Annotated in this window: 21 protein-coding genes; 6 read left to right on the forward strand and 15 right to left on the reverse strand. The window is 35.6% G+C overall.

Features of this window, described 5'->3' with window-relative positions:
* Positions 1–14: 14 nt before the first annotated feature.
* Positions 15–548 carry a rhodanese-like domain-containing protein gene (locus tag M0051_RS05145; RefSeq protein WP_306740480.1) on the reverse strand — a complete coding sequence of 178 codons (534 nt, stop codon included), beginning with the start codon at positions 546–548 and terminating at the stop codon, positions 15–17.
* A 362-nt stretch (positions 549–910) separates the two neighbouring features.
* Here M0051_RS05145 and M0051_RS05150 point away from each other — a divergent pair, with 362 nt between their 5' ends.
* Positions 911–1,606 (forward strand): Crp/Fnr family transcriptional regulator, encoded by a 696-nt coding sequence (locus M0051_RS05150; RefSeq protein ID WP_306740481.1) that lies wholly within the window; start codon positions 911–913, stop codon positions 1,604–1,606.
* Between the two features lie 52 nt (positions 1,607–1,658).
* Here the strand turns inward: M0051_RS05150 and M0051_RS05155 are convergent, their stop codons facing one another.
* Entirely contained in the window at positions 1,659–3,710 is a 2,052-nt protein-coding gene (locus M0051_RS05155; protein ID WP_306740482.1) for a helix-turn-helix domain-containing protein, read from the reverse strand.
* Between the two features lie 257 nt (positions 3,711–3,967).
* Here M0051_RS05155 and M0051_RS05160 point away from each other — a divergent pair, with 257 nt between their 5' ends.
* Positions 3,968–4,555 (forward strand): ankyrin repeat domain-containing protein, encoded by a 588-nt coding sequence (locus tag M0051_RS05160; protein WP_306740483.1) that lies wholly within the window; start codon positions 3,968–3,970, stop codon positions 4,553–4,555.
* 71 nt (positions 4,556–4,626) lie between these two features.
* Positions 4,627–5,709, forward strand: coding sequence for an acyltransferase (locus tag M0051_RS05165; RefSeq protein WP_306740484.1), 1,083 nt, complete (start codon positions 4,627–4,629; stop codon positions 5,707–5,709).
* A 54-nt stretch (positions 5,710–5,763) separates the two neighbouring features.
* Here the strand turns inward: M0051_RS05165 and M0051_RS05170 are convergent, their stop codons facing one another.
* Positions 5,764–7,761, reverse strand: a complete 1,998-nt coding sequence (locus M0051_RS05170; RefSeq protein WP_306740485.1) for a urocanate hydratase — start codon at positions 7,759–7,761, stop codon at positions 5,764–5,766.
* An 11-nt stretch (positions 7,762–7,772) separates the two neighbouring features.
* Positions 7,773–9,263, reverse strand: a complete 1,491-nt coding sequence (hutH, locus tag M0051_RS05175; RefSeq protein WP_306740486.1) for a histidine ammonia-lyase — start codon at positions 9,261–9,263, stop codon at positions 7,773–7,775.
* Positions 9,264–9,949: 686 nt separating this feature from the next.
* Here hutH and M0051_RS05180 point away from each other — a divergent pair.
* Entirely contained in the window at positions 9,950–11,272 is a 1,323-nt protein-coding gene (locus M0051_RS05180; protein WP_306740487.1) for a M48 family metalloprotease, read from the forward strand.
* Between the two features lie 630 nt (positions 11,273–11,902).
* Here the strand turns inward: M0051_RS05180 and ftcD are convergent.
* On the reverse strand, positions 11,903–13,603 hold the full coding sequence (gene ftcD / locus M0051_RS05185) for a glutamate formimidoyltransferase (RefSeq protein WP_306740488.1): 1,701 nt from the start codon (positions 13,601–13,603) through the stop codon (positions 11,903–11,905).
* A 136-nt stretch (positions 13,604–13,739) separates the two neighbouring features.
* Between ftcD and M0051_RS05190 the strand changes: the two genes are divergently transcribed.
* A complete protein-coding gene (locus M0051_RS05190) occupies positions 13,740–14,633 on the forward strand; it encodes a LysR family transcriptional regulator (RefSeq protein ID WP_306740489.1) in 894 nt (297 codons plus the stop codon).
* Between the two features lie 295 nt (positions 14,634–14,928).
* Here M0051_RS05190 and M0051_RS05195 read toward each other — a convergent pair whose 3' ends face one another.
* From M0051_RS05195 to M0051_RS05225, 7 genes are all read right to left on the reverse strand, one after another.
* On the reverse strand, positions 14,929–16,233 hold the full coding sequence (locus M0051_RS05195) for an IS1380 family transposase (protein WP_306740490.1): 1,305 nt from the start codon (positions 16,231–16,233) through the stop codon (positions 14,929–14,931).
* Between the two features lie 190 nt (positions 16,234–16,423).
* Entirely contained in the window at positions 16,424–17,236 is an 813-nt protein-coding gene (locus tag M0051_RS05200; RefSeq protein WP_306740491.1) for a hypothetical protein, read from the reverse strand.
* A 260-nt stretch (positions 17,237–17,496) separates the two neighbouring features.
* Complete coding sequence (locus tag M0051_RS05205) at positions 17,497–18,078, reverse strand: hypothetical protein (protein ID WP_306740492.1); 582 nt, start codon at positions 18,076–18,078, stop codon at positions 17,497–17,499.
* A gap of 348 nt (positions 18,079–18,426) precedes the next feature.
* A complete protein-coding gene (locus tag M0051_RS05210) occupies positions 18,427–18,960 on the reverse strand; it encodes a hypothetical protein (protein WP_306740493.1) in 534 nt (177 codons plus the stop codon).
* Position 18,961: 1 nt separating this feature from the next.
* Positions 18,962–19,786 carry a hypothetical protein gene (locus tag M0051_RS05215; protein ID WP_306740494.1) on the reverse strand — a complete coding sequence of 275 codons (825 nt, stop codon included), beginning with the start codon at positions 19,784–19,786 and terminating at the stop codon, positions 18,962–18,964.
* A gap of 16 nt (positions 19,787–19,802) precedes the next feature.
* Positions 19,803–20,381 (reverse strand): hypothetical protein, encoded by a 579-nt coding sequence (locus M0051_RS05220; protein WP_306740496.1) that lies wholly within the window; start codon positions 20,379–20,381, stop codon positions 19,803–19,805.
* A gap of 444 nt (positions 20,382–20,825) precedes the next feature.
* Positions 20,826–21,236, reverse strand: coding sequence for a lipocalin family protein (locus tag M0051_RS05225; protein ID WP_306740497.1), 411 nt, complete (start codon positions 21,234–21,236; stop codon positions 20,826–20,828).
* Positions 21,237–21,298: 62 nt separating this feature from the next.
* Here M0051_RS05225 and M0051_RS05230 point away from each other — a divergent pair, with 62 nt between their 5' ends.
* Positions 21,299–21,613: a hypothetical protein gene (locus tag M0051_RS05230; RefSeq protein ID WP_306740498.1), complete on the forward strand. Its 315-nt coding sequence runs from the start codon at positions 21,299–21,301 to the stop codon at positions 21,611–21,613.
* A gap of 141 nt (positions 21,614–21,754) precedes the next feature.
* Here the strand turns inward: M0051_RS05230 and M0051_RS05235 are convergent, their stop codons facing one another.
* From M0051_RS05235 to M0051_RS05245, 3 genes are all read right to left on the reverse strand, one after another.
* Positions 21,755–22,384: a lactate utilization protein gene (locus M0051_RS05235; RefSeq protein ID WP_306740499.1), complete on the reverse strand. Its 630-nt coding sequence runs from the start codon at positions 22,382–22,384 to the stop codon at positions 21,755–21,757.
* A gap of 299 nt (positions 22,385–22,683) precedes the next feature.
* Positions 22,684–23,475 (reverse strand): class I SAM-dependent methyltransferase, encoded by a 792-nt coding sequence (locus tag M0051_RS05240; RefSeq protein ID WP_306740500.1) that lies wholly within the window; start codon positions 23,473–23,475, stop codon positions 22,684–22,686.
* Between the two features lie 306 nt (positions 23,476–23,781).
* Entirely contained in the window at positions 23,782–24,381 is a 600-nt protein-coding gene (locus M0051_RS05245) for a hypothetical protein (RefSeq protein WP_306740501.1), read from the reverse strand.
* Positions 24,382–24,478: the final 97 nt, after the last annotated feature.

Raw genomic sequence — 24,478 nt, forward strand, 5'->3', positions numbered from 1 at the left:
TAGATAGTTCAAGTTTAACATCCGCCAGAATCTTCTTCTTCGGTGGCTGCATATTCCATCCCACCTTCTTCAATATTATCTTCGCTGATTTCAGGATAAGCTTCGTGCCAGCCATGCCAACCTCCACTTATTACCTTTACATTTTTGTAGCCTAATTGCTGCAAACGCAATGCGGCCAAAGGACTGCGGTTACTTTTCTTACAATAAAGAATAAGTAGTTCCTCTTTTTCCGGTACATAAAGTCCCTCTTCATCCCACACCTTCTCACTTCCAATTCTAAATTCAAGAACACCTCGTGGAATAGAAACAGAACCAGGTATATAACCTCTATTGTGTTCCATAGGAAGGCGTACATCTAATAGTACATATGGATCTTCACTGTTCATTAATGTGTGAAAATCACTCACATATATCTCAGTAACATTTGTACGGATATCAGCTACCATTTCATCAACACTTTCATAGGATTTAACAGGACCACTAGAATTACTGTTACATCCTACTAAAGCAATAAGGCAGATAAAGAAAAAAGCCTTGATTGTTTTCATAGATTCGATATTTAAGTTTAAAAACTGTAACATTTTGATAAGAATTATTATTTTTGCACACCTTTTTTCAAACGATTGCAATTATTTTGCTTAGAAATTTTTACTCGATTTAATACATCTGCAATTGATCGATTAAAGATTTATTTCTCTATTACAATATTACAGGATTCTTGTATCGGATTTTAGAAAATCATACCCCAATTCCTCAACCCAGAATTGGTAATTTGGAACAAATAGTTTGACGTTGGAAAGGCGTTTTCTTGATCTATTACATGTTTTTTGCTGTCGCTTGACATGTATTTATACTCTAAATTTGTATATATTTACAGGACTAGATACAACAACCTAAAATCTCCCTTACTATGGCAATGCCAGTAAAAACAACATGTTGCAAAGAATGCGTTAGTAAATCTGCATGCTTCAAAGAACTATCAGAAGAAGAGTTAGTTTTAATCGATCAAGGACGCTTCGAAGTCACTTTTAAGAAAGGAGAAATAGTATGTAAGCAAGGTATGCTTGCTTCACATTTGATTTATATTAAGAATGGATTCGTGAAATTGTACATCGAAGGAGGTCATAACAAAAACATCATTTTGACCATCGAAAAAGATGGTTATATGATCGGATTACAGTCTCTTTTCGGTAATAGTGTTTTTCACTACACAGCTGTTGCCTACGAAAATACTACCGTGTGTCTTTTCGAAATGAGCACCATTAGTAAAATTATTGAACAAAACCCTGGATTCGCTTCAAAATTAATTGCGCGCTTAAACGAAAATACCATTCGCGGTTATGGACGCCTCTTCTGTTTGACTCAAAAACAAGCAAGTGGAAGATTGGCTGATATTCTTTTATGCTTGTCAGATCGTTTGTACAAGAGCAACAACTTTGAGATGGCATTATCACGAAAAGACTTAGCAGAGATTACTGTAATGTCGGTTGAAAGTCTTTCTCGTGTTATTAAAGAATTTAAGGACGATAAAATCATTTCTTTGGAAGGCAGGTATCTTGAAATTATTGACAGGGAAAGGCTGGAACGAATTTGTGAAACAGGATAATCTATCTTACAGATATAAAAAGGGTTCTCAATATATTGAGAACCCTTTTCTTTTAGATCAATTTCTTCTCTTTTAATACTTTCTTTAGGTTTTTATGGCGTTTGTAAAATCTTTCCTCTAATAAGTTCATAAAATTCTTAAACCTCTTTGTTTTATTGATATCATCAAACAAAGGATCATCTTCAAGAAATAAAAGAATCCAGTAAGGATATTTATCCACTTCAGCAAAACGATACAAATGTTCAAAAGTCTTCTCCACATCTCCTTCTTGTACATGGCACACAGCCAAACTCAGTTCTTTATATATGGATTGATGTGTGTAGGCGAACTCTTTATATCTCTTAAAAAATATTTTTGCCTCTTCGTATTTGCCTACTTTAGCATACACATGGGCAATTTTAGCATCTTCACCGGGATAGATGTCCAAATTGGCATCTTCCCTGGCTTTTACAAACTTGCTGTAATACCTGTAAGCCTCTTCATAATCGCGCTGACAGTAGCAGACTTTTCCAATTTCCTGCAAAATATCAAGGCGAGTTTGATCTTTGTTCCAAGCATCAATAATCAGTTGCTTTGTCTCTTTCAAATCTTTATTTTTAGCGTACAATATATATGCTCTCAGGTATTCAGAATACAAATTGTTGGGATTATATTCCAAAGATTTATTTACAAACTTTTCTGATTCATCCACAAATCCGGTCTGTATCAACGCATTGCTAATATGTAGATAAATAAAACTTGTAGTTACAGAATCGTTGGCGGCAATATTCACTTGTATACCTTTTAATGCATACTCAAGATATTTTTGAGTGTCAGGCATGTAATTGGCATAAAAATCAGATAGGTAGTTCAATACATAAGCAGAGTTTGGATTGTACTCCAAAGCTTTTTCAAAATAAGGAACAGCAGTTTGGTTTTCATCCTTTGCTACATACGATAGTGCTTTGGCAATTAAGCTCTGATAATCCTTTGAGTCAAACAACATGGCCTTATCAGCATCCGCAATCACCTGATCGGTATACAACTTTTCTGCTTTAAAGATATCCAGATAGTAATAAGCCATTGATCGAAAAGCATAGGCACGTGCAAACTCATGATCCAATTCTACGGCCTTATCAAAATAAGGAATTGCTTCCTGCAAATACTCTCTCTTCCCTCTTCGCATCAAATCCAATCCTTTTAACAGTTCATCGTAGGCCTCAAGGTTATCTGTGGGCTTTTTATCTATTAATTTCGCCTCTTCAGGTGTAATGATGGCCTCTACACTTGCGGCTATTTTCTTGGCCACTTCCTTTTGCAGATTAAATATATCACTGGCTTGTCGATCGTACTGCTCTGCCCACAAATGCTTATCATTACTAGCTTTGATTAGCTGAATATTCAATAAAATTTGGTCTCCGATTTTCTGTCCGCTTCCTTCAACAAAATATCTCACATTCAACTCCTTGGCAATCTCAGGAATTGTGAGATTCGAATTTCGATATTTCTCCACCGAAGTCCTGCTAATAACCCTTACATCTTTAATTTTCTGTAAATGATTTAGGACCGATTCCATCAATCCATTTACAATGTATACATTAGATGAATCCTTGCTATCATTTTTAAATGGAAGCACGGCAATTGATTTATCCACCTCTTTATTGCCAATTTGAAATGGGCTCAGAATAAAAAAAGTAGTAAAAATGCCAAGCAAAACCACAATTACAACTATTATTGGTCTTTTTTGTGATTTTGATTTTTGAGGAGCACTTTCCACTCCAGCAAGCTCATGCTTTCCTGTTTCTCCAGGAGGATATCCATACAATTCCCTGAAACATTTTATGAAGTAAGATGTACTGCTAAAACCAACTTGATACGCAACTTCTGAAACATTAGAATCTCCTTCCAATAAAAGATCCTTCGCATTTTCAAGTCTGATTTGTCTGATAAACTGGCTAACGGAAAGGTTGCATTGCTTTTTTACTTTGCGTAGGAGATTTGATCTACTCATTCCTATTGCATCCGCCAACTCTGAAACACCAAAACTTTCGTTGGATAGGTTTTCTTCAACAAGTAATTTTAGCTTTAACAGAAATTCATTCTCTTCAAATAATTGGTTGGCCATTATATAGGGGTAAAATTGTCATCAATAATTTGAGAAAAAGATACAAATAATATCAACACTATTCATAGAGATATTCTCCTTCATTTGGACCTTTTCGATGGATAAAAAATACTTCATGCATCATATTTTATACAAATGCGTCATATTTTACACTGAGGCTCAAAAGCTTATATTCTTGGATTTTTAAATGATATGATCTGCATCACGATTTCCCAGACCTTTACATCAGATAAATGTTGAACTAAAAATCAGTAAAAATGAAAGCACATAAATTATTAGCGTTTGGAATGTATATCCTATTTGTATTGGCAGTATATTCATGCGAAAACAAGAATTCAAAATCAGCAGACAGTAAAATAAATACTGCTGAAAAAGTAAAAGCTCCTAAAACAGATATTCATGCTGCCACATTCATGGGAAATGTAAAAGTTGTAAAACAACACATTGCAGCTGGAACAGATTTAAACAGCAAAGAACCAATTGGTGGATCTACTCCTTTAATTACGGCATGCTTATTTGGCAAAACTGAAGTTGCAAAAGCTCTTATTAATGCCGGGGCTGATTTAAACCTTAAAAACAACGATGGTTCCACAGCCTTACATGTTGCAGCATTCTTTTGCAGAACAGACATTGTGAAAACTCTTATTGAAAAAGGTGCTGATCAAAGTGTAAAGAACAATGCTGGTGCTACCGCTTTAGAGAGTGTTTCGGCTCCATTTGTAAAAGTCAGAGGTATTTATGAATTCTTTAATAAGGAATTAGGACCTCTTGGTTTAAGATTAAACTTTGACAGAATTGAAAAAACAAGACCTGAAGTAGCAGAATTATTAAGTCAGCAAAGCTAACTGACCTTTTGTAATAAATTGATAAACCATAAAATTCAGGGGGCATTGCCCTCTGAAAAAAAATACAAATCATGACAACAACAGAAAGAAGATACGATATTGACTGGTTGAGAGTGATTACCATTGGACTGTTATTGATCTACCACATCGCCATTGTATTTCAACCATGGGCGCCATTTATAGGCTTTATCAAAAGTGATACATCCTTGGAAAGCATCTGGATTCCTATGTCGATGCTGAATATCTGGAGAATTCCATTATTGTTTTTCGTTTCGGGAATGGGAGTTTGCTTTGCCATGCGTAAAAGAACAACGATACAACTACTTCAGGAACGTAGCATTCGAATTCTAGTTCCTTTTCTATTTGGAATGTTTTGTATTGTACCACTTCACTTTCTTATATGGAAGAACTATTACAATCAGGATCTTGCTTACCAAGCAAACCCAAGTCATTTATGGTTCTTAGGCAATATATTCGCCTATGTTTTGATATTATTGCCTCTGTTTCTCTATATGAAAAAGAATCATTTCGTGATAAAGAGCTTGTTGAATAAACTGTTCAAAACACCATTGGGATTATTCGTTATGATGATACCTTTTGTACTGGAAGCCATTCTTATTAATCCGAATCCTTTTGAGCTGTATGCCATGACTCTACATGGATTTATATTAGGATTTCTGGCCTTTTTCTTTGGCTTTGTGTTTATTCTGGCTGGAGAAACTCTCCGAAGAACATTGATCAAATGGAAATGGCTCTTCCTAATTCTTGCAGCAGGATTATATACTGTCCGTTTGGTAATTTTCCAGTTGCAATCACCAAACTACCTAATGACGATAGAGTCAAACTTATGGATATTTGCAGTATTTGGATTTTCTTTTCAATACCTTAATAAATCCAGCAATATATTAACTTATCTAAGCGAGGCTGCTTATCCTATTTATATTATTCACATGGTGATATTATATGCAGCATCTTACCTGATATTGCCATTAGGAATGCCTGCATTTCTGAATTTTGTTATTATTAATTTAATCACACTTATAGGATGCTTTGCATTGTATGAGTTGGTCATCAAGCGAAATATTATTTTACGACCTTTGTTTGGGCTAAAAATTAATCTCAAAAACAAACCAGCACTAAAATTACAAACGTAAAAAAAAGGCTCAGGAAAAACCTGAGCCTTTGTATTTTAAATTGAAATTCTTGTATTAAAACAAGTCTTCCAATAATGAATCTTCAACCAAGTTTGGAAGCGTAACTTTTAAGTCTGGACGACGTTCCATTTCACGTTTGATAGCGAACATAGCCTCATCGTTTCTGGCCCAGCTTCTTCTTGCAATACCATTGTTCACATCGTAGAACAACATGTTTTTCAAGCGAGCATCAGCTTCAGGAGTTCCATCAAGCAGCATACCAAAACCACCGTTGATTACTTCTCCCCAACCTACACCACCACCATTGTGGATCGATACCCAGGTTGCACCTCTAAAGCTATCACCAATTACATTGTGAATAGCCATATCGGCAGTAAACTTACTTCCATCGTAAATGTTCGAAGTTTCTCTAAACGGAGAATCGGTACCACTTACATCGTGATGATCGCGACCTAGAACTACAGGACCAATTTTGCCAGCTGCAATGGCATTGTTGAATGCCTCAGCAATTTTTGCTCTACCTTCGGCATCAGCGTAAAGAATACGAGCCTGAGATCCAACCACCATTTTGTTTTTCTTTGCATCCTTAATCCAGGTAATGTTATCCTGCATTTGCAACTGGATTTCTTCTGGTGATGATTCCATGATTTCCTGCAATACATTCATTGCAATCTCATCGGTCATATCCAAATCTTCTGGCTTACCCGAAGTACAAACCCAACGGAAAGGACCAAATCCGTAATCGAAACACATAGGACCTAAGATATCCTGAACGTATGATTTGTATCTGAAGTCGATGCCATTTTCAGCCATGATATCAGCGCCAGCTCTTGAAGCTTCCAATAGGAATGCATTTCCGTAATCGAAGAAATAAGTTCCTTTCGCTGTGTGATTATTGATTGCAGCTGCATGACGACGCAATGAAGCTTGTACTTTTTCTTTGAATACCTCTGGTTCTTCACGAATCAATCGGTTCGATTCTTCAAAAGTCACATCAACTGGATAGTAACCTCCAGTCCATGGAATATGAAGAGAAGTTTGGTCAGATCCTACGTGAATGAAAATATCCTCTTTATCGAAACGTTCCCAAACATCAACAACATTACCAATGTAAGCTATAGAAACAACTTCACTTTTAGCCTGAGCTTCTTTTACACGGCTAACCAAGTCATCCATATTGTCAACTAAAACATCAACCCATCCTTGTTCGTGACGCTTGGTTGCTGCTTTCGGATTTACTTCGGCTGCAATGGTAATACAACCTGAAATGTTACCAGCTTTAGGCTGAGCTCCACTCATACCACCTAAACCTGCTGTCAAGAAGATCTTTCCTGATGGCGTTTCACCTTTTTTCAACATTTTACGGAAAGCGTTCATTACCGTAATGGTAGTACCGTGAACGATTCCCTGTGGGCCGATGTACATGAATGAACCTGCAGTCATCTGACCATATTGTGATACACCTAGTGCATTAAATTTCTCCCAATGATCTGGCTTCGAGTAATTCGGAATTACCATACCGTTGGTAACAATTACACGAGGAGCTCCTTTTGATGATGGGAACAATCCCATTGGGTGACCTGAATACATGTGCAAAGTTTGCTCATCAGTCATGGTCGCCAAATATTTCATCGTAAGCAAGTACTGCGCCCAGTTTTGGAATACCGCACCATTACCACCATAAGTAATCAATTCCTCTGGATGTTGTGCTACTGCTGGATCCAAATTGTTTTGCATCATTAACATGATACCTGCAGCTTGCTTCGATTTAGCAGGATACTCTTCGATTGGGCGAGCATACATTTTGTATTCTGGCTTGAAGCGATACATGTAAATGCGACCGAAATCCAATAGTTCCTGTGCAAATTCAGGAGCCAATTCAGCATGCCACTCTACCGGAAAATAGCGAAGTGCATTGCGAATAGCCAATTGCTTTTCTTCTACCGATAAAATGTCTTTTCTTTTAGGAGCTCTGTTGGCATCCTTTGGATATTCTCTTTTTGCAGGCAATTCTGATGGAATTCCCTGTAATATTTGTTCTTGAAATGTCATCTTATTTTCTCCTATTTTACGATGAAAGCTCTGTTTTTCACAAACTCAACCATTGCATTGATATCATCTTTCAACACACGATCGTCTTCCAATTTGTCAACCTTAGATCTGATGATATCAAAATTCTTTTCGATGATATCAGACAATCTGTTTGGTCTTCTGAATTCAATTGCCTGAGCAGCATACATCAACTCAATGGCAAAGATTTTCTCAAGGTTACCCAAAATCTGGTTGAACTTACGTCCAGAGATAGATCCCATAGAAACATGGTCTTCCTGTCCTAATGAAGTTGGAACACTATCAGCTGATGGAGGGAAACACAATGATTTGTTTTCAGTTACCAATGCAGCAGTTGTATATTGAGGAATCATGAATCCTGAATTCAATCCTCCACCATTTGTCAACAAACGAGGCAATCCATATTTTCCTTCCAATAACAAGTAACATCTTCTATCAGCAATATTACCTAGCTCTGATGCTGCCAAAGCACAGTAATCAATTGCCATTGCCAAAGGCTGACCGTGGAAGTTACCACCAGAGATTGCTTCTGTTTCGCTCAATACGATTGGATTATCAGTTACCGAATTCATTTCGATTTCCGCCATTTCCTTAACGTGAGCAAATGCATTTCTTGATGCTCCGTGAACCTGAGGGATACAACGCAATGAATAAGGATCCTGAACACGCTCGCAATTGCTATGCAATGCCAGGTTTTCAGATTCATCAAGCAACATGCGCATGCGCTCAGCAACTTTTATATTTCCTGGGAACGGACGAATTTCGTGCAATGCTGATTTGTAAGGAGCTGCACTTCCCATAAATCCTTCCAAGCTCATTGCTCCGGCAACATCTGCCAAGTCAAGCAAATATTCCATTCTGTGCAGACCTTTAATGGTATGAGCCAAAATAAATTGTGTACCATTAATCAATCCCAAACCTTCTTTAGCAGCCAGACTAATTGGTTCCAAACCATGTTGTGCCAATACTTCTTTAGCAGGAAGAATTTCTTTTCCAACCCAGAATTCACCTTCACCCAATAAAGGTAAGAATAGGTGTGACAATGGTGCCAAATCACCTGATGCTCCTACAGAACCTTGCTCAGGTACAACTGGCAAAATATCATTTTCAATGAAGAATAAAATACGTTCAATCACCTCTAAACGAACACCTGAGAACCCTTGAGATAAAGCTTGAACCTTACAAATCATCATGATTTTAGACAACTCCTTACCAATTGGATTACCTACACCAACGGCATGAGTAATAAGCAAGTTCTCTTGAAGTTTGCTGGTTTCTTCTGGTGAAATCTGAGTATCACAAAGAGGTCCGAAACCAGTGTTTACACCATAAACCGCTTTGTCTGAATTGGCCATAGTCTCAACCTTGGCTCTGCACTCATTTACTTTAGCAATAGCTTCTTCAGTTAAGACAGCTTTTAGCTCTCCACGAGCAATCTGTATTGTTTTATCAACTGTTAGTCGATCTATCCCGTATTTAAACATTGTTTAAGTATTTTATATCGTTTATTCTAAACCTCTCAGTTTTATTTATTGCAAATGTAAACGGTATTTTAATACCCAACAAGACTAGTTTTATCAAGATATAATAACCCAGAGTTATCAATTAACAATTGGTAATGTGTAATGAATAATAAAGAGTACCCATTAATTTTGATTTCGTTATTAAAATCAAAGTCAGTTTCTCATTCCTCGATAAACAAAAAGAATTCCATCAGGTCAAGTGACATTAAAATACTTAAGCATTGCTACGTCGGCAATAAGTCAATAATTAATAAGGCCTATTATCAAAGCAAATATGAATAACAGATCGTTATTCGTATTTGTGTATAAAGATTGGCACTCAAGTGAGAGCTTCAAAAGCCTGCAGTTTTGAAATAAAAACCTGCCAGAAAACTGGCAGGTTCAACAACAAGGCTCATCAATATTATTGCAAATCCACTTCACATTAACATATACAAACAATCATTATTTTACAATTACTTATTTTTATATAGATTAGTATATGCATATAACTAAATTAAGAATCAATAGAAGTCAAACTTACCTTAATTCTTATTGCTTTTACTCCTTAATGGTAATCTCTATAAAAAATATTATTTTTATTAAACAAAGATATTGATTGGCATAATATTTGATTATAAAAAAACATAACCAAAAGAACGATAAATATGAAAACTAAACTTACCCTAATCGTGTTATTATTAGTTTGTTTTAATGGCATGGCAAACAAATCAAACTACAGTTTTTGGACACAAAAATGGATGGATCAAGAAAGTTCTTATGAAGCCGATTCCGGAGATTATTATACAGCTCTAAGTAATCATTCCTGGAATTACAAGAATCGTAAAATATTGCACGATGCAGCTCAAGAGTACCTTATTCAATTGGAGCAGCAAAATGCTTTTTACATCGACCCTGAATTGGAAGATTATTTGTATCAATTGATCAATCAAATTCACCCAAAAGATTTTCCTGCCCAACAAAAAATCAATTTGAACATTAAGGTGATCAAATCTGCAATTCCAGAGACATTTTCATTTGCCAATGGTACCATTATTACTAGTACAGGTATGCTATCACTATTACAATCAGAAGATGAATTAATGGCAATTTTAGCCAGAGAAATTGCTCATTTAACCTTGGATCATAACGTAAAAACCTACACAGCAACGCAGACAAAAAAAACAATTTCTGCAATAATTGGTGCAAGTGTTTATGTTGCAAGTACAGCAAATAGATTAGATAAAGGTGATAGCTACTGGGAAGCCGATTACCTGGGAAGTTTTATGGGAGCAAGTTCAGAACTTCTTTCTTATGGGATTTTAAGTGCCTTAGGTGTTGGTTACAATCGCTCAAGAATATATGAGGCTGACGAGATCGCCCAGGAATGGATGATGAAAAACAATCGAAACGTTCATGCTTTAGCTCAAGTCATAAGAAGGTTACAATTTTTTGAGGCTCAATCCAGAGGAACCATCAATGAACTTTCGGAGAATCGTTTTTTTCTTAAAAATAGATTTGAAAATATTTTGAATAAAAAGAAATATCATTTGAAACCTACTGGAATTAAAATGACTATTCTTGATAAGGACTACGACACCTACATTTCAGACTGTTTAAAAACCAACGCCAAATTATTGGTGGCCAATGAGTATTATACTGAAGCTCTTCCTCTATTGAATCGCTCAATTCAATCACATTGGACTGAAGGAGAAACTTACTTGCTAAAAGCAGTTGCATTGCGACACACAAATTATAGCGAGGAGGATAACCAAAACATTCTTACAATTCTTGACAAAGCGGAAAATAATGCTGTTGCCGATTTACCATGGGTTTGGTCTGAACGAGCATTGATTCACCTGAGATTGAATGAAAAGAAGAAAGCTCTAGATGCATTAATTAGATACGAAGAATATTTTGCTCAGGAACAATCGGAAAACATGTTTTGGGCCAGAAGAATGATTGCCAAGTTAAATAAAGTAACAAACTAATAGATTTGTTTGATGAACCAAATGAGAGCCATACACATGTGTGGCTCTCATTGTTTTTGTACAAATTACATTTAGCCGGACTTCAAAAAAAAGATTTATTAGAAAACTCTTAGGGTCTCACTCAAAGTGAGGCTCTCAATTAAATCTGGATTGATACCCTCACTCAAGTACTTCTCTTTATACACAAATATTTCAGATTTTCACTTTTTTTTAAGGATCGTTATTCTCTTAAAAGTCTATATTATGGCTTACTAAATATGCTATAGATTGTTCCGTCGCATTGTAGCTGAAATCTATTTTTAACGTCTTCATGTGCGACGAATTTAAACTTACAACTTTAACCCAGGATGGCAGTCGTTATCACTCCTTTATCCTGGGCTACAAAGATATATGCCCTACAGGCAATACTTACATGTCCCCATATTACCGCGTAGCGCTTACATGATGGTAGCTATGATGTTCAAAATTTGGTTGATACTCCGCAGGAGTTACACCATCTAATTCACATTTTAAAGATGTATATAAAGAGTAGCACTCAAGTGAGAGCATCAAAAGTCTATAGTTTTGAAATAATAAAAAACCTGCCAGAAAACTGGCAGGTTCAACAACAACATAGTAATTCACTAATTATTAAATCTTAGTATTCACTATATCAACAATTTCTTTTTCGTATGCTACTGCTTTGTCTACAATTGCTTGTCCTTTAGCGATGATGTCTTCAGCCCAAGCTTTATCTGTAAGGTCAGCAGCATTGATCTTCACATTCATGAATGCACCAATTACACCCGAACGAGCAGCCAATGCACCTACTCCAGCATCGGTAACCGAGTTAGGATTTCCGATTTCAGCCATTGCTTTGCAAACATCCATACAACCTAAACAAAGTTCCATAGTTTGGAAAGGAACCATAGTTGCAAACTTGGTAGCCTCTTCCATTGCTTCAGCACGAGCAGCTTTTTCTTCTTCGCTTCCTTTTGGCATACGAACCGCATCCATAATTTTGTTGAATGCATTTGTATCTTCATCAACCAACCAAGTTAGTTTGGTGTGGTATTCTTTTCCTTTTTCAGCCCAATCAGAGAACTCTTCCCAACGCTCATCCCATCCTGGTTTGTGAGCAGAAAGATTAGCAACCATTGAACCAAGAGCAGCTCCCATAGCACCCATATAAGCAGAGATAGATCCTCCACCCGGAGCCATAGATTCTGAAGCTGTTTCTTCAACGAACTCAGTCAGGTTCATGTCAACCAATTTCTTCTGACCTTTCTTCGCTTCGTTCTCCAAGATGTACTCAATGATTTTCTTATCAGCATCGAATGGATACAATTCATCCAATCCAAGAGATTTCACTGCAATCTTGATGATTTCACGATCGGCAATACCAGTAGAACGACCTTGCATGCGTAGGTAATGCTTACCAGCATCCAACATTGCTTTCAATGGTACAACTCCTACCAACTCAGAACCTGTTACGCGGATACCGCGAGCCTGAGCCTTAGCACATACCTCATCAAATGCTTCGTGAATTGATGTCACAGAGATATCAGTCATGTTCATTGAGATCTGAGCCACTCCAAATTCTTCAATAAACCATCCGATTGCCTTGGTAGCTTTCAAAGTACCTGGAATCATAACTGGTTTACCGTTTTCATCTTTCACAATTTTACCTGTGATAGGATTTCCTTCACGCTTGGTACGACCACGCTCACGAACGTCGAATGCAATTGCATTAGCACGACGAGTAGATGTAGTGTTCAAGTTGAAGTTATATGCAATTAGGAAGTTACGAGCACCAACAGCAGTAACACCTGATTTAGCTACTTCATCAGTAAATGCAGCTGGTCCAAAATCTGGCTTCCACTCTTCTGTTCCGATTCTTTCTTTTACAGCTTCGTACTCCCCTTCGCGACAAACAGCAAGGTTCTTACGATCTGCCTTACGAGCAGCATGCTCATAACAGTATACTGGTACGCCAGCTTCTTCACCAATACGCTGAGCCAATTTGTGTGCATACTCAACCGTTTCTTCCATTGTAATGTTCGCTACAGGAACCAATGGACAAACATCGGTAGCACCAAAACGTGGATGAGCACCAGTGTGCTTGCTCATGTCAATTAATTCAGCCGCTTTTTTTACAGCACGAAAAGCTGCTTCACAAACCTCATCAGGAGTTCCCACCATAGTAACAACTGTACGGTTAGTAGCTTTTCCCGGATCAACGTCAATTAGGCTAACGCCTTCTACAGATTCAATTTCGTTAGTGATCTGCTTAATGATATTCATGTCGTTCCCTTCAGAAAAATTAGGAACACATTCGATTAATTGCTTCATATTGATTTAGATCTAAATTTGTTGCTTAAATTTTCCCATTACATTACCCGAGTAATCGCAATAGGATTTCTAATTGTGTAAAGTTATCACTAAGTTTGATACCTAACAATACTATTTTATTTAGGGATTCATAACTATGAGTTATCAAACGGAATTTAGACATTTCAGGTATTTTTTAGCACTGGCCGAGGACTTGCATTTCAGAAAAGCTTCGGAACGATTATTCATCTCTCAACCCGGTTTGAGTCGACAGATCAAACAAATGGAGGAAGCATTGGGGGTTAATCTGTTTGAAAGACACAATAGAAAAGTGAAGTTGACCAAAGCTGGCGAATACATGCAAAGAGAGTTAATCAACAACTTTCAACGCCTGGATGATATCATTTCGCATGCCAAATTACTGAACGATGGTATGGATGGCCATTTAAAGCTGGGCTATGTAGGTTCGGCCATGCAAAGGGTAATTCCTGATTTATTACTAAAGTTCAAGGAGGAACATCCAAATGTATTGTTCGACATCAACGAAATGGACAACAACAAGCAAATTAAAGCTTTGCTGAAACAAGAAATTGACGTTGGTTTTGTAAGAATGGAACGTGTGCCGAGAGGTCTGAATATCCTTCCTCTTTTCGAGGATACTTTTTCACTGGTTTTACCTGCTGATCACAAGGTGGATGCCAGCAACTTTAAAAGTTTATCACAATTTAAAGATGAACCTTTCATTCTGTTTGATTCTTCCTATAGCCAATCCTATTACGAAAAGGTAATGCAGATTTTCGATGATGCCGGCTTTGCTCCAATCATCTCACACAATACGGTAAATGCAAGTTCCATTTTCAGATTAATTGAAAACAAGTTTGGGGTATCCATTGTTCCAACCTCTTTAAAACTGGGTTACGATATGAATATAAAGTTCATTGAACTGAATGAAATTCCTCAGCGCACCACCTTAAAGTTGGTATGGAACTCGGTAAATACCAATCCTTTATTGGAGAATTTTTTGGATATTGCTGAAAAGGTTGATTTTTAGTAGTAACAAAGAATTTCACAAATGATCTATATTTAAATGGCATTGTTTTCCTTGCTGGTTCGAGCTTGTACCTAAAATCCGCAGGTATCTAATGTAACAGTAATTTTTCGAATTCTATTATCATAAATAATGCTCAAGATCGGATAAAAGTAAAACAAAAACTCATTTTCGGGATGCAACGGAGTGAAATTTCTGTTGTGTGCTGATAATGAGAGAAAGGTATCTCATTCGTTACTCTATAAGAGTATCCGTTCTTGGGCATTGACAAAAGAAATTAAATAGCAGACAGTCCGTACTAAGTCTTGAATGCTATTTTCCCATATATTTTTAATTGTTTATACCGTGCATGTTTGATCCACTTTGCAGGTATACAAATGAATCGAAATATGAATTTCTTGATTCTATAATTCGATTTCAGATTCTGATAAAGAGATGAGAATTTTTGAATAATGTAGTCATACAGATTTCTACACATTGCAGTAAGGATTAGAAAAACTGTGTTTTGTTCAAGTTTAGAAAATGGTAAATGTTTCCATCCAAAATCATTCTTTAATACATCAAATTCTCTTTCTATAGTACCTCTTTGATTGTATAAGAATACTATTTCATCATCAGTTTTTTCAAAATCAGAAGTCATTATACAACTATAAACACAAGCTTCATTGGTGAAAATATTGATTTGCCCGTCATTGTTATTTTCTTTGGTAACAATAATTCTATATTCTCTAAGTAAATCTTTTTTCTTTTGGTTTTGTGCTGCTCTTTTGAAAGGAGTAAATTTAGAGGATCCCCTGTGCAAAGTTCTTCCGTCTTTTGCAGTAATTTCAACCCAATTGTCTATTTTATTAATTACGTGATAAATACTTGGCCGCATTTTTACACGCATATAAACTTTGTTGACGTGACGATTAACAACATTTAAAATGTCAAATTTATAAGAGCCACTATCTGCTCGAAATGCATCAATCGAAATGCCTTCTTGTTTTAAGTTTTCAAACATTGTTTCCAAAGTGTTTTCTTGTAAAGCATAGGCTACGCTGTTACCATTTCTGTTTTGAATCCCTACAATGTCACTACCAATTATTCCAACACCTGGACAATAACCATATTCTTTTAGATAGGTATTTCTTGCATCAGCTTTATTGGTAAAGATGATCGTGTTATCATAGTCAAGTATTAAATCTCTTCTTGTATATTTTTCTGGATTTATTCTCTTTAGTATTTTAATGTTCAATAAATTCAGTGCAGTGTTTTCGCTAAATTCATTAATGGCTTTGCCTCTTGGAGTTTTACACAAATATTTTGGTTTTGAAAGTTCTTTAAATCTGGAAAGTACTCTGTCTGGACTTGGAGCTTTTACATATGGACTATCTCTTAGGAAACCTCTGAAATTTTCTCCAAGATCTTCGATGCAGCTTCCTCCACAAAAATAAACAGACCAGAAGGAAAAGATCAGGTCTTTCCAAGAGTAATGACTATTAGAAGCTAACTTGGGTAGATTACTGGTTAATAACTGATCGATTCTAAGCTTTTCAAATTCTTCCAGTATAAAATTTAAACCACCAAAAGGTGATAAATGAGAACTTTGTTGTATTTTCATAGTGCGAGGTTTTATCACCAATTTAGGTGAAAAAATCAAAGTTGTAAAGCTTTGAAATATTAAGCTTTACAACTTTTTACACTTTTACTTGCGGATTTTAGGTTGTAGCTCGGACCTCTTCCAATGGACAGATAAGCATTTTGCTATTAATAGAACGAGCATATACCTCTCGCCATTAGGGATGTTGTAGCTAGTTTGTTTTGTTGTAAGATATTTTCCTTCTTACAATAGATCTTTTTCTCTTTTGTTTGCCATCTAAAATTATCCATCTCCTTTTAATCCAATTACCTTCGTTATCATATTCATACTCCAAACTATGAAGAACGTTTGTGCCTGATCTTGACCTCGGCCATTTCAACAATACTAAATCTCCGTATTCATTTAATTGGTTTGCTGATTTGTCCAAATTTAATGACTCTGTTTTTTCCAATTTTACTGTGCCACTAGAATCAAAGACCTTGTAAATAAATGTTTTTTCCGCATCATTATATTCGGCTGTTTCATATGATTTAATTCTATCAGAAGCGTCAAATATGGTCAACCTTACAAGTTTGCTATCTGAGTCATATTCATATTGAGCATAGTCAATTAATTGTAAATCTTCACTATAATTCTTTTCATATATTAGCAAATCAGATTCATACTCATATTCAATAACCTTAGATTGCCATCCAACCAGAGGTCTTTTAGATGCAAGTGACTTTCGTAGAACTTTTCCTGATTTATCGAACTCATATTCAAAACTAGATCTAAGCTCTCCATCTTTATGAAGTTGCCCTACAATCTTAAAGGAGTCAACAAAGTTATAAATCCACTTTTCTTTATAAGTTGCTCCTGATGCATAATATCCAGTTTTGTTTGCTACAATTTGCTTAACATTATTTGATTTAAACACATATAAATCTTCTAAGTCATATATGTTCATCCAAAAGGATGGAATTGACTGACTGGAACTTGTTTTATATACTGAAAATAGAATAAGTAAAAGAATTAATTTCTTCATTATATTATAATTTAAGCGATTATGAGATGAAAATTAGCTACAACGGCCTTACTTAAGTTTTAGGACAATTTTCAACCACCACCTTATCTACCGACCAATGTGAGATCACGATACGATGTGAGTTACCCACTTGTGTTTATTTTGTTACATTATCCCTTGCTGGGTCGAGCTTGTAGCTCGGATCTCTGCCATTGGGCAGTTAAGCAGTCTGCTACGCAGAACACGAGCTACAAGCCCGCGCTATCTGGGGTTGTATGCTGTTATTTTATCCAATTATCATTCATCTGTTTGTCCTGATCTTTTTTTATCCACTTCATTTCAGATATGTCCAAAACATTTTTCGCAATTTCAAAAGCACATTCTTTGTCGTCAATCTCTACTAAAATACCATTAAAAGGTATTAATTGATTTATAGAAAATTCCTCAAAATTAGTAGTTGGATAAGTTTCAGGATTTAGATTAACTTTTCCTTTAATTTCAACATTAAATTCGTTCTTGGTTTGTTTTGTAAATTTCAAACTTGCTTCGAAATAATGAGCATCAAATATGTAGAAATCTCCTTTCCAATTCTCTGTTTTACTATTATATGCAGTTGTTTTATCCCAAATAAAGAACTTGTCATATTCAAAATCTGTGGATGGTTCAAGCTCTATAAAACTGAATTTAGGAGAAACGGAATGTTTGTCCACTTGCCCTTGTTTTGCATATACATCAATTGCCCAGCAGAACTTTTTTTCTTTATTTATGATTCCTACTAATCCACTTGTTTCAATTTCGAATTTGTTACCTTTTACAATAAAACTAGGAGTGGTATTTTTGCTTTTAAATATTCTATTTAGCATTTGAACAGTTGGTTATTAAATTGCAAACTACTTATATATAAACACAATCAATTGCGTTTATTTCTCCATTATTCATTCAATGTTTTGTGTTTATACTCCTGCTAATTCGAGCTTGCAGCTGGGACTCTGCCATTGGGCAGTTAAGCAGTCTGCTACGCAGAACACGAGCTACAAGTTCGCGATATCAGGAGTGGATTTTAAAGAAATATTTTATCCCCAAAAATTATAATTATTGCAATAAGAATAAAAAATCCCATTACAAAATAGCATCCAAACTTTGTTGCTTGTGGTGAACGAGGTCGAAAATCAGTGATATCACATTTCTTAAATGTTCCGGATGGCATAATCTTATCCTTCAATTACTTCAATCTCATCTGCTATAATGGTAACTACAGTAATATAGTCATTACCTGATTTTTGCATCTTATCCCTTAGTTTCTTCACATCAACAGCCGATAAACTATCCGAAACTCCTGTTTCCTGTTTGCGCTTTACCCATTCCTTATCGATACAAGGTGTATGATCGATATGACACAAAAGGGTTTTCTCGCGATCTGCTTTGTCAACAAATGATCTTTCCACTCGCCTGGTCTCTACTCTGCCAACAATCTTTAGCTTTTTGTGATTGAGCTTGGCACTAAAATGTAGTAACAAACTAGAAGGAATCACTTTTACCACCGAACCATCCTCCGATTTCAATTTTAGCTTCTTTTTCCCGGCTCCACAAAAATGAACAGCCATGCCTTCGGTCTCTATCCTCTTCCCTTCGAATTGTTCTGCTCCATTTACCAATTTGTCGATGCTTAGTTTTTTCGCCTTCTCTTGCTTACAGGCAAACATTGCGATAAATAGTACTGGTACTAACAATATGCACTTCTTCATATTAGTTTTGTTTAAAATTTTCAACATAGGAAACAGGGATAGAAGAGATATTTTCCCGTATGTGTGTTCTGTATTTCACCAATTCAGGAAACTGGTAGAAAAATTTAATCTTTTGATATTTGCCTCCACTTCTCATTGGCTTATCCGATAGAACAAAAAATGTCCACGACTCAGCAATGTCTTCCTCCGGACTCTCAGCAGCATAGTCTGTTACAAACTCCTGGGCATGATCGAGATAAAAATCATACAAGCGATCTACCAACTTTTTCTTGTTCTTTTTCTTATTGATTCTATCCCATTCCTTTAACAAATTTGGCTTCCAAAACGCTTCAACAAATCGGTTTAAATAGCTCCCTTTAATGGCATATCCCTCGGTAGTTAAATATCCTCGGTCTGGATCTTCCGTTTCATCATCTGTCAATTCTATCTGTGAGGTATTTAAAGTGAGCAAATGACCAAATTCATGAATCAGCGTATGCGTGTAATCCAATATTTGAATGGAATCTCGGGTAAAAATATTCATGTCTGCAGTGTCCAAATCGATTTGCCAAAACTCGACAGTTTCATCCAATTGATTCATTCCTCCCATGTCCTCACTTTTGCCATCGGAAAACAACCTCAAGGATAGCACATATTTATTTAACAGATCATTGGGCAAAATAGAATGTATGCATTCCCAATACTGAACTCCCAACTGATCATTTTCGGATTTGTTGGTTTCAATCTTTCCATTTTTCACATTCCAAACCCCTACTTGTTGTTGGGCATTTGTCAGTTGCAAAACAAAAAGGAATGTAGGAATCAGCAATAGGCCTTTTTTCATCATAAACGAAGTGCTGTATTTATAGGCTTTGGGTATATCTTCTGTATTTTGATACGATTTTGGTTCTAATCCATCCTTTTTTGGTATAAAGATTTCGAAGGGTAATAACTTTTATCTGTTCATTACCCTCAACCATTACCGATTCAAAGCTCAACAAGGTATTCACCGAATTTTTATCAGGATCTTCAAGAAGATGAATTTCAGTATGATCTGCATTAAAAACAAATAAACCAAGATTAAAATAAGTATCATATCCCAATGCATATGCTGAATACTCCTTGTTGGGATCAAAAGCCTCATCCCTGGAAACTTGTGAAGAAACCATAGGCCATTTTTCTTCGAAAAGATGATATTCATATTCAGGATCAAGAATTTTGATCATGATAGCAGCTTCAGAAAGCTGAGTATTTTCCTTAAAAAGGTCTGTGGAGTTCACTCCATCCATATTCATATCCACAGGGATTTCTGATTCAGCAGATATCAATTCATATTTACCCTGAAACTGTGCCTTTAAGCTTTCTGAATCCTCAATAGCATCATCCTTGCTGCAAGAAGCAAAAATAAGCACACAAAGTGCAATAAGTAGTTCTTTTCTCATTATTAAGTAATCGTTAATATTATCAATTCAGGTATACCTGATATTATTCAATCTTTTCTTCTAATCGCGTATTTAAATAGACATTTTTATCAGATAATGTTTTACTAATCAATTTAGCCTCTTTACGATATTTCTCCATTCACATTGTTTCAGTAAAGTGGAGGCTTCAGAAGGCTTATGATTCTATCGACCAACAGTTGTTCACGATCGAATCGAAAACATACACAGCTTATATATGTTTTGTAAAACCAATCAAATTTATAAACAATAATTTAAACCGAAACATTTTACAGTAATAATATTTAAGAGAATTACCACTCATCACCTATCTTGTTGTAAATGGTAAGCGCATATAAAAAAAGCTTTAAAACCTAGGATTTTTCCCAAGCCTTAAAGCTTCAATCAATATCTTTTAACTGGTAATTACCAGCCTAACAGCTATTGTTATTCTGTAACTGTTTTCCTTGTATATTCCATGGCATAATCACCATTTTGCAGCACCAACTTTTCTTCCGTTAATGTTTTAATCTCATAGCTTTCCTCATCGATTGATGAACTGCCATTGCCAATGCTTTTAACGGTTAAAATTAATTTGCTCCCCTCTACTCTCCATTTCTGGTACAAAAGCGTTGCCATATTATCAGAACGTGCCGTTCCATCTTCAAGTAGAGAAAAATGAAGTTGAGATGCAGATGTATCCAACCAGGAGCCTACCAGTAACTGTTTATTGACAAGGACTTCAGATTTTTCAACTCCTTCTTTTTTAAGCTTTTTCTCTTCAGTGTTTTTGTTTTCTTTACAGGCTCCAAGAGAGATTAATCCTAACAGTAGCAAGCCTAATATTGTTCTAGTCATGTTCTATTTATTTTTAAATTCTGGTTCTACATTAAATACAGTGGATCATTAAAAACAAAAAAATGAATACTACTATCATTCTTCAGTTTAACTTTGCTCAAGCCGCATGGCTCATCCTTTTTATTCATCAAATGATTTCGTTAAAAGGAATTCATGAGCTCCCTTCGGTCGGTTCCATTGATGAAAAAGGATGCAAAAAATCTAGGGCGTGTAAGCCCAAACTTCTTCTACTTGAAAAATTTAAGTGCGGCGGGGTGATCTTCGAACAAGTTCTCAGCTTCCCCGTCTTTCTAAAAATTTTTCTGCGTCTAATCAGCTTGTCCTTCCAATGCCCATCCACTCTTGATCAAAGTATAAATCAATTTACTAATTTATAAGTAATTTTAATAGAAACCCACTATACATATATTACAGAGCCTTAATTATTATTCATCTTTAAAATGCGGGAAAATCAAGATGCATATTTTATGCCATATCATTCTTTGCCCAAATACTTTTCCTTTTTATTGCTATCTGCTTTAATACCCAAGATCTTCGTTTATCAGTACAATTTTAATCCGATTTTTTGGATAGGACTTTTCTGTAATGGTCCACGAATTACAAATTCTATGCGGACTACTACAATCCATACATTTCCCTGTTTTCTGACAGGGAATGTTTAAGTTCTTATGGCTTTGAGCATTCTTTATTGCTGCAACATCTTTCACCCGCTTCCTGGCTGATTCCAAATCCTTTACAATCTTGTTTCTCCCAACAAACAAAACCACATGTCTCGGTCCGAAAGTTAGAGCTGCAATCCTATTTCCAATCATATCCAGATTCACCAGGCAACCAGTTTCTGTGATGGCATTGCTCCCGGTTAAAAACAGATCTGCTGTTAAAGCCTTTTTCCTTTGTAAAATTTGTTCTCGCCAGGCATTCTCCGGATTAAACGTGTCAATAAACTCGTATGAATTGCAAGTTTTGATATAATCAAGCACTCTGGTTTCATGCATTGTTTTAGAATCACCATAGGAAACACTTTTCGCATTTAATGTTGGCAATATCTCATTAACAAATGTCTGATATGCAGCTTCCGAACTTTCCGAAATGTGCACTTCAAAATTGTTCCGTTCCAGCTGTTCTTTCGTCTTCACTAGTAAATCCATAGTATACCCTATTTTGATTGCTGTCTATTGGTACAAGTTGACTTTTTCTCATGCCACTCTTTGTGACTTACATACTTTAAAAACAAGTACAACGTAAGTATATTGAATAAGAGCAATCAAATTTATAAACAATAAATTTGAAACAAAACATTTTCCCCTTATAAACATAGAACTACAACACTTCTGTTCCTTCTTACTTCAAATGAAAAAAGCTCTAAAGTCAGGAGTATTTCCATAGCTTTAAAGCTTCCATATGATTTACAGGGAGAACATTTTTAATCCACTCCACAAACAGTGTTTCACATTTTCCTGGCTTTTATTGAATACATATGAGGAATTTTAGCTCCATGTTTTTCGGATACCCATTTTCCTTCGCCAAGTTCAGTTAGGTTAGGGAAACAGTTGTAAACCTGATAAGGAAACTCATTCATGAACTCAATTTTCAATCCATTTGAAATTAAACTATTCAGCACCTCACTCAAAGAGTGATGCCATTCAATGTGCTTTAGGTTTTTATTGGAAACCTCTGACTTGTCGGTATAAGATTTCTCTACAATGGTCTCCATTGGCGCTGACTTGAAATAACTGTCGGTAATTTCAGAATCATCATTCAGGGTATAAATAAAGGGATGAAATTCCACCATGTAGAACACTCCCCCAGGTTTTAGATAACGGTTTATTATTTTCGCCCAATTGTCAAGATCATTGAGCCAATTGATTGCTCCATAAGAGGTATAAACGATATCGAAAGTTTCATCCAAAACCTTCTCGATGTCATATACATTGGATCGCACAAAGTTTGCCGGAATATTTAATTCTTCAGACAATTCTTTAGCTTTCTGAATGGAAGCATCAGAAATATCAAGCCCCACCACTTCGGCTCCTTCTCTTGCCCAGGATAAAGTATCCATTCCAAAGTGACATTGAAGATGAAGCAATCGTTTCCCTTTTACATCTCCCAATTCTTCCAGTTCGATATGATTTAGCGAAGTTTCCCCAGCTTTAAAAGCTTCCACATTGTAAAAACTAGATTCAGCATGCAAAGCTGTCAATTCATTCCAACTCTCTCTATTGTGTTCAAAGTTATCCATTTGTATTTTTTGTTATTTTAACACCTGCTTTTGTTGCTTCTTTAATTCACATAAGGGTTTTACTAAATTTTATTATTGGTTTCATATTCTATTTGTCGTGGTCTAATCTTTTGTTATTGTAAGAGACCTCTCTCGATATTTAATTTTAGAGCATGTGCCTCGGCTCTTGGTTTGTCCATAACTTACTCATAAAAACAAGCCATTAGATTTATCCTTATCTCTTTTGCTTTTGTAAAACAAGAGCTACAAGATCGAGTCAGAAGAGGTATCTTACCCTTCTTGCTTTATACAAGTATAGACACAGTTTTAATCTTCTAATTCAAATATAGCTTCTTTATATAAGGTTGACATGGTTTCCTCTTGGCCTGTCAACTCTTGAAACCTCAAACGTAATTGAACTAATGTCTTATCCAAATTTTTCATATTGTTAGCTTCAGAATCAAACAGATAATCCAATATTCCCATTGTTGTTTTGTTCATTATAATTTTCTGTAAATCATATACTAATGTTAGTTTTTGAATTGTCTCAAAATCAAATTCTGTTATTATTCCCGTTGCTTTGGCTGATTCCCAAGCTGTATTTGTTAATATTTCATCAATCAAGGTTCCATTATTTGTCAATACCCCTAGATTAAAATAATCATATTTCTTAAACTCTGTTTTGAGACTATCTTCTTGTCCATTAACTACACTAATTATCCTATTATTTAATTCGGTATGCTTACTTCTCCAGTTAGCAAGTATAGATTGATTCGCATATAATTCTTTGATTATGCTTTCTTTGGCAATCATTTTCTTTTGACTAGTTCGATAGTCATCAAATAACTTATTTATGAATAAGGCAAATAGAACACTAAAAACTATTAGCAATCCTTCTCCAATATATTTCTTAACATTTGATTTCATAATCTTTTTAATTCTAGCAATTTCATTAATAATCCTTTATGCACCACTCCTATCGCAAGAGACCTCTCGTGATATTTTATTTTATAATTGGAACGCG

The organism is Marinifilum sp. D714 (genome assembly GCF_030851345.1).
Taxonomy (GTDB): domain Bacteria; phylum Bacteroidota; class Bacteroidia; order Bacteroidales; family Marinifilaceae; genus Marinifilum.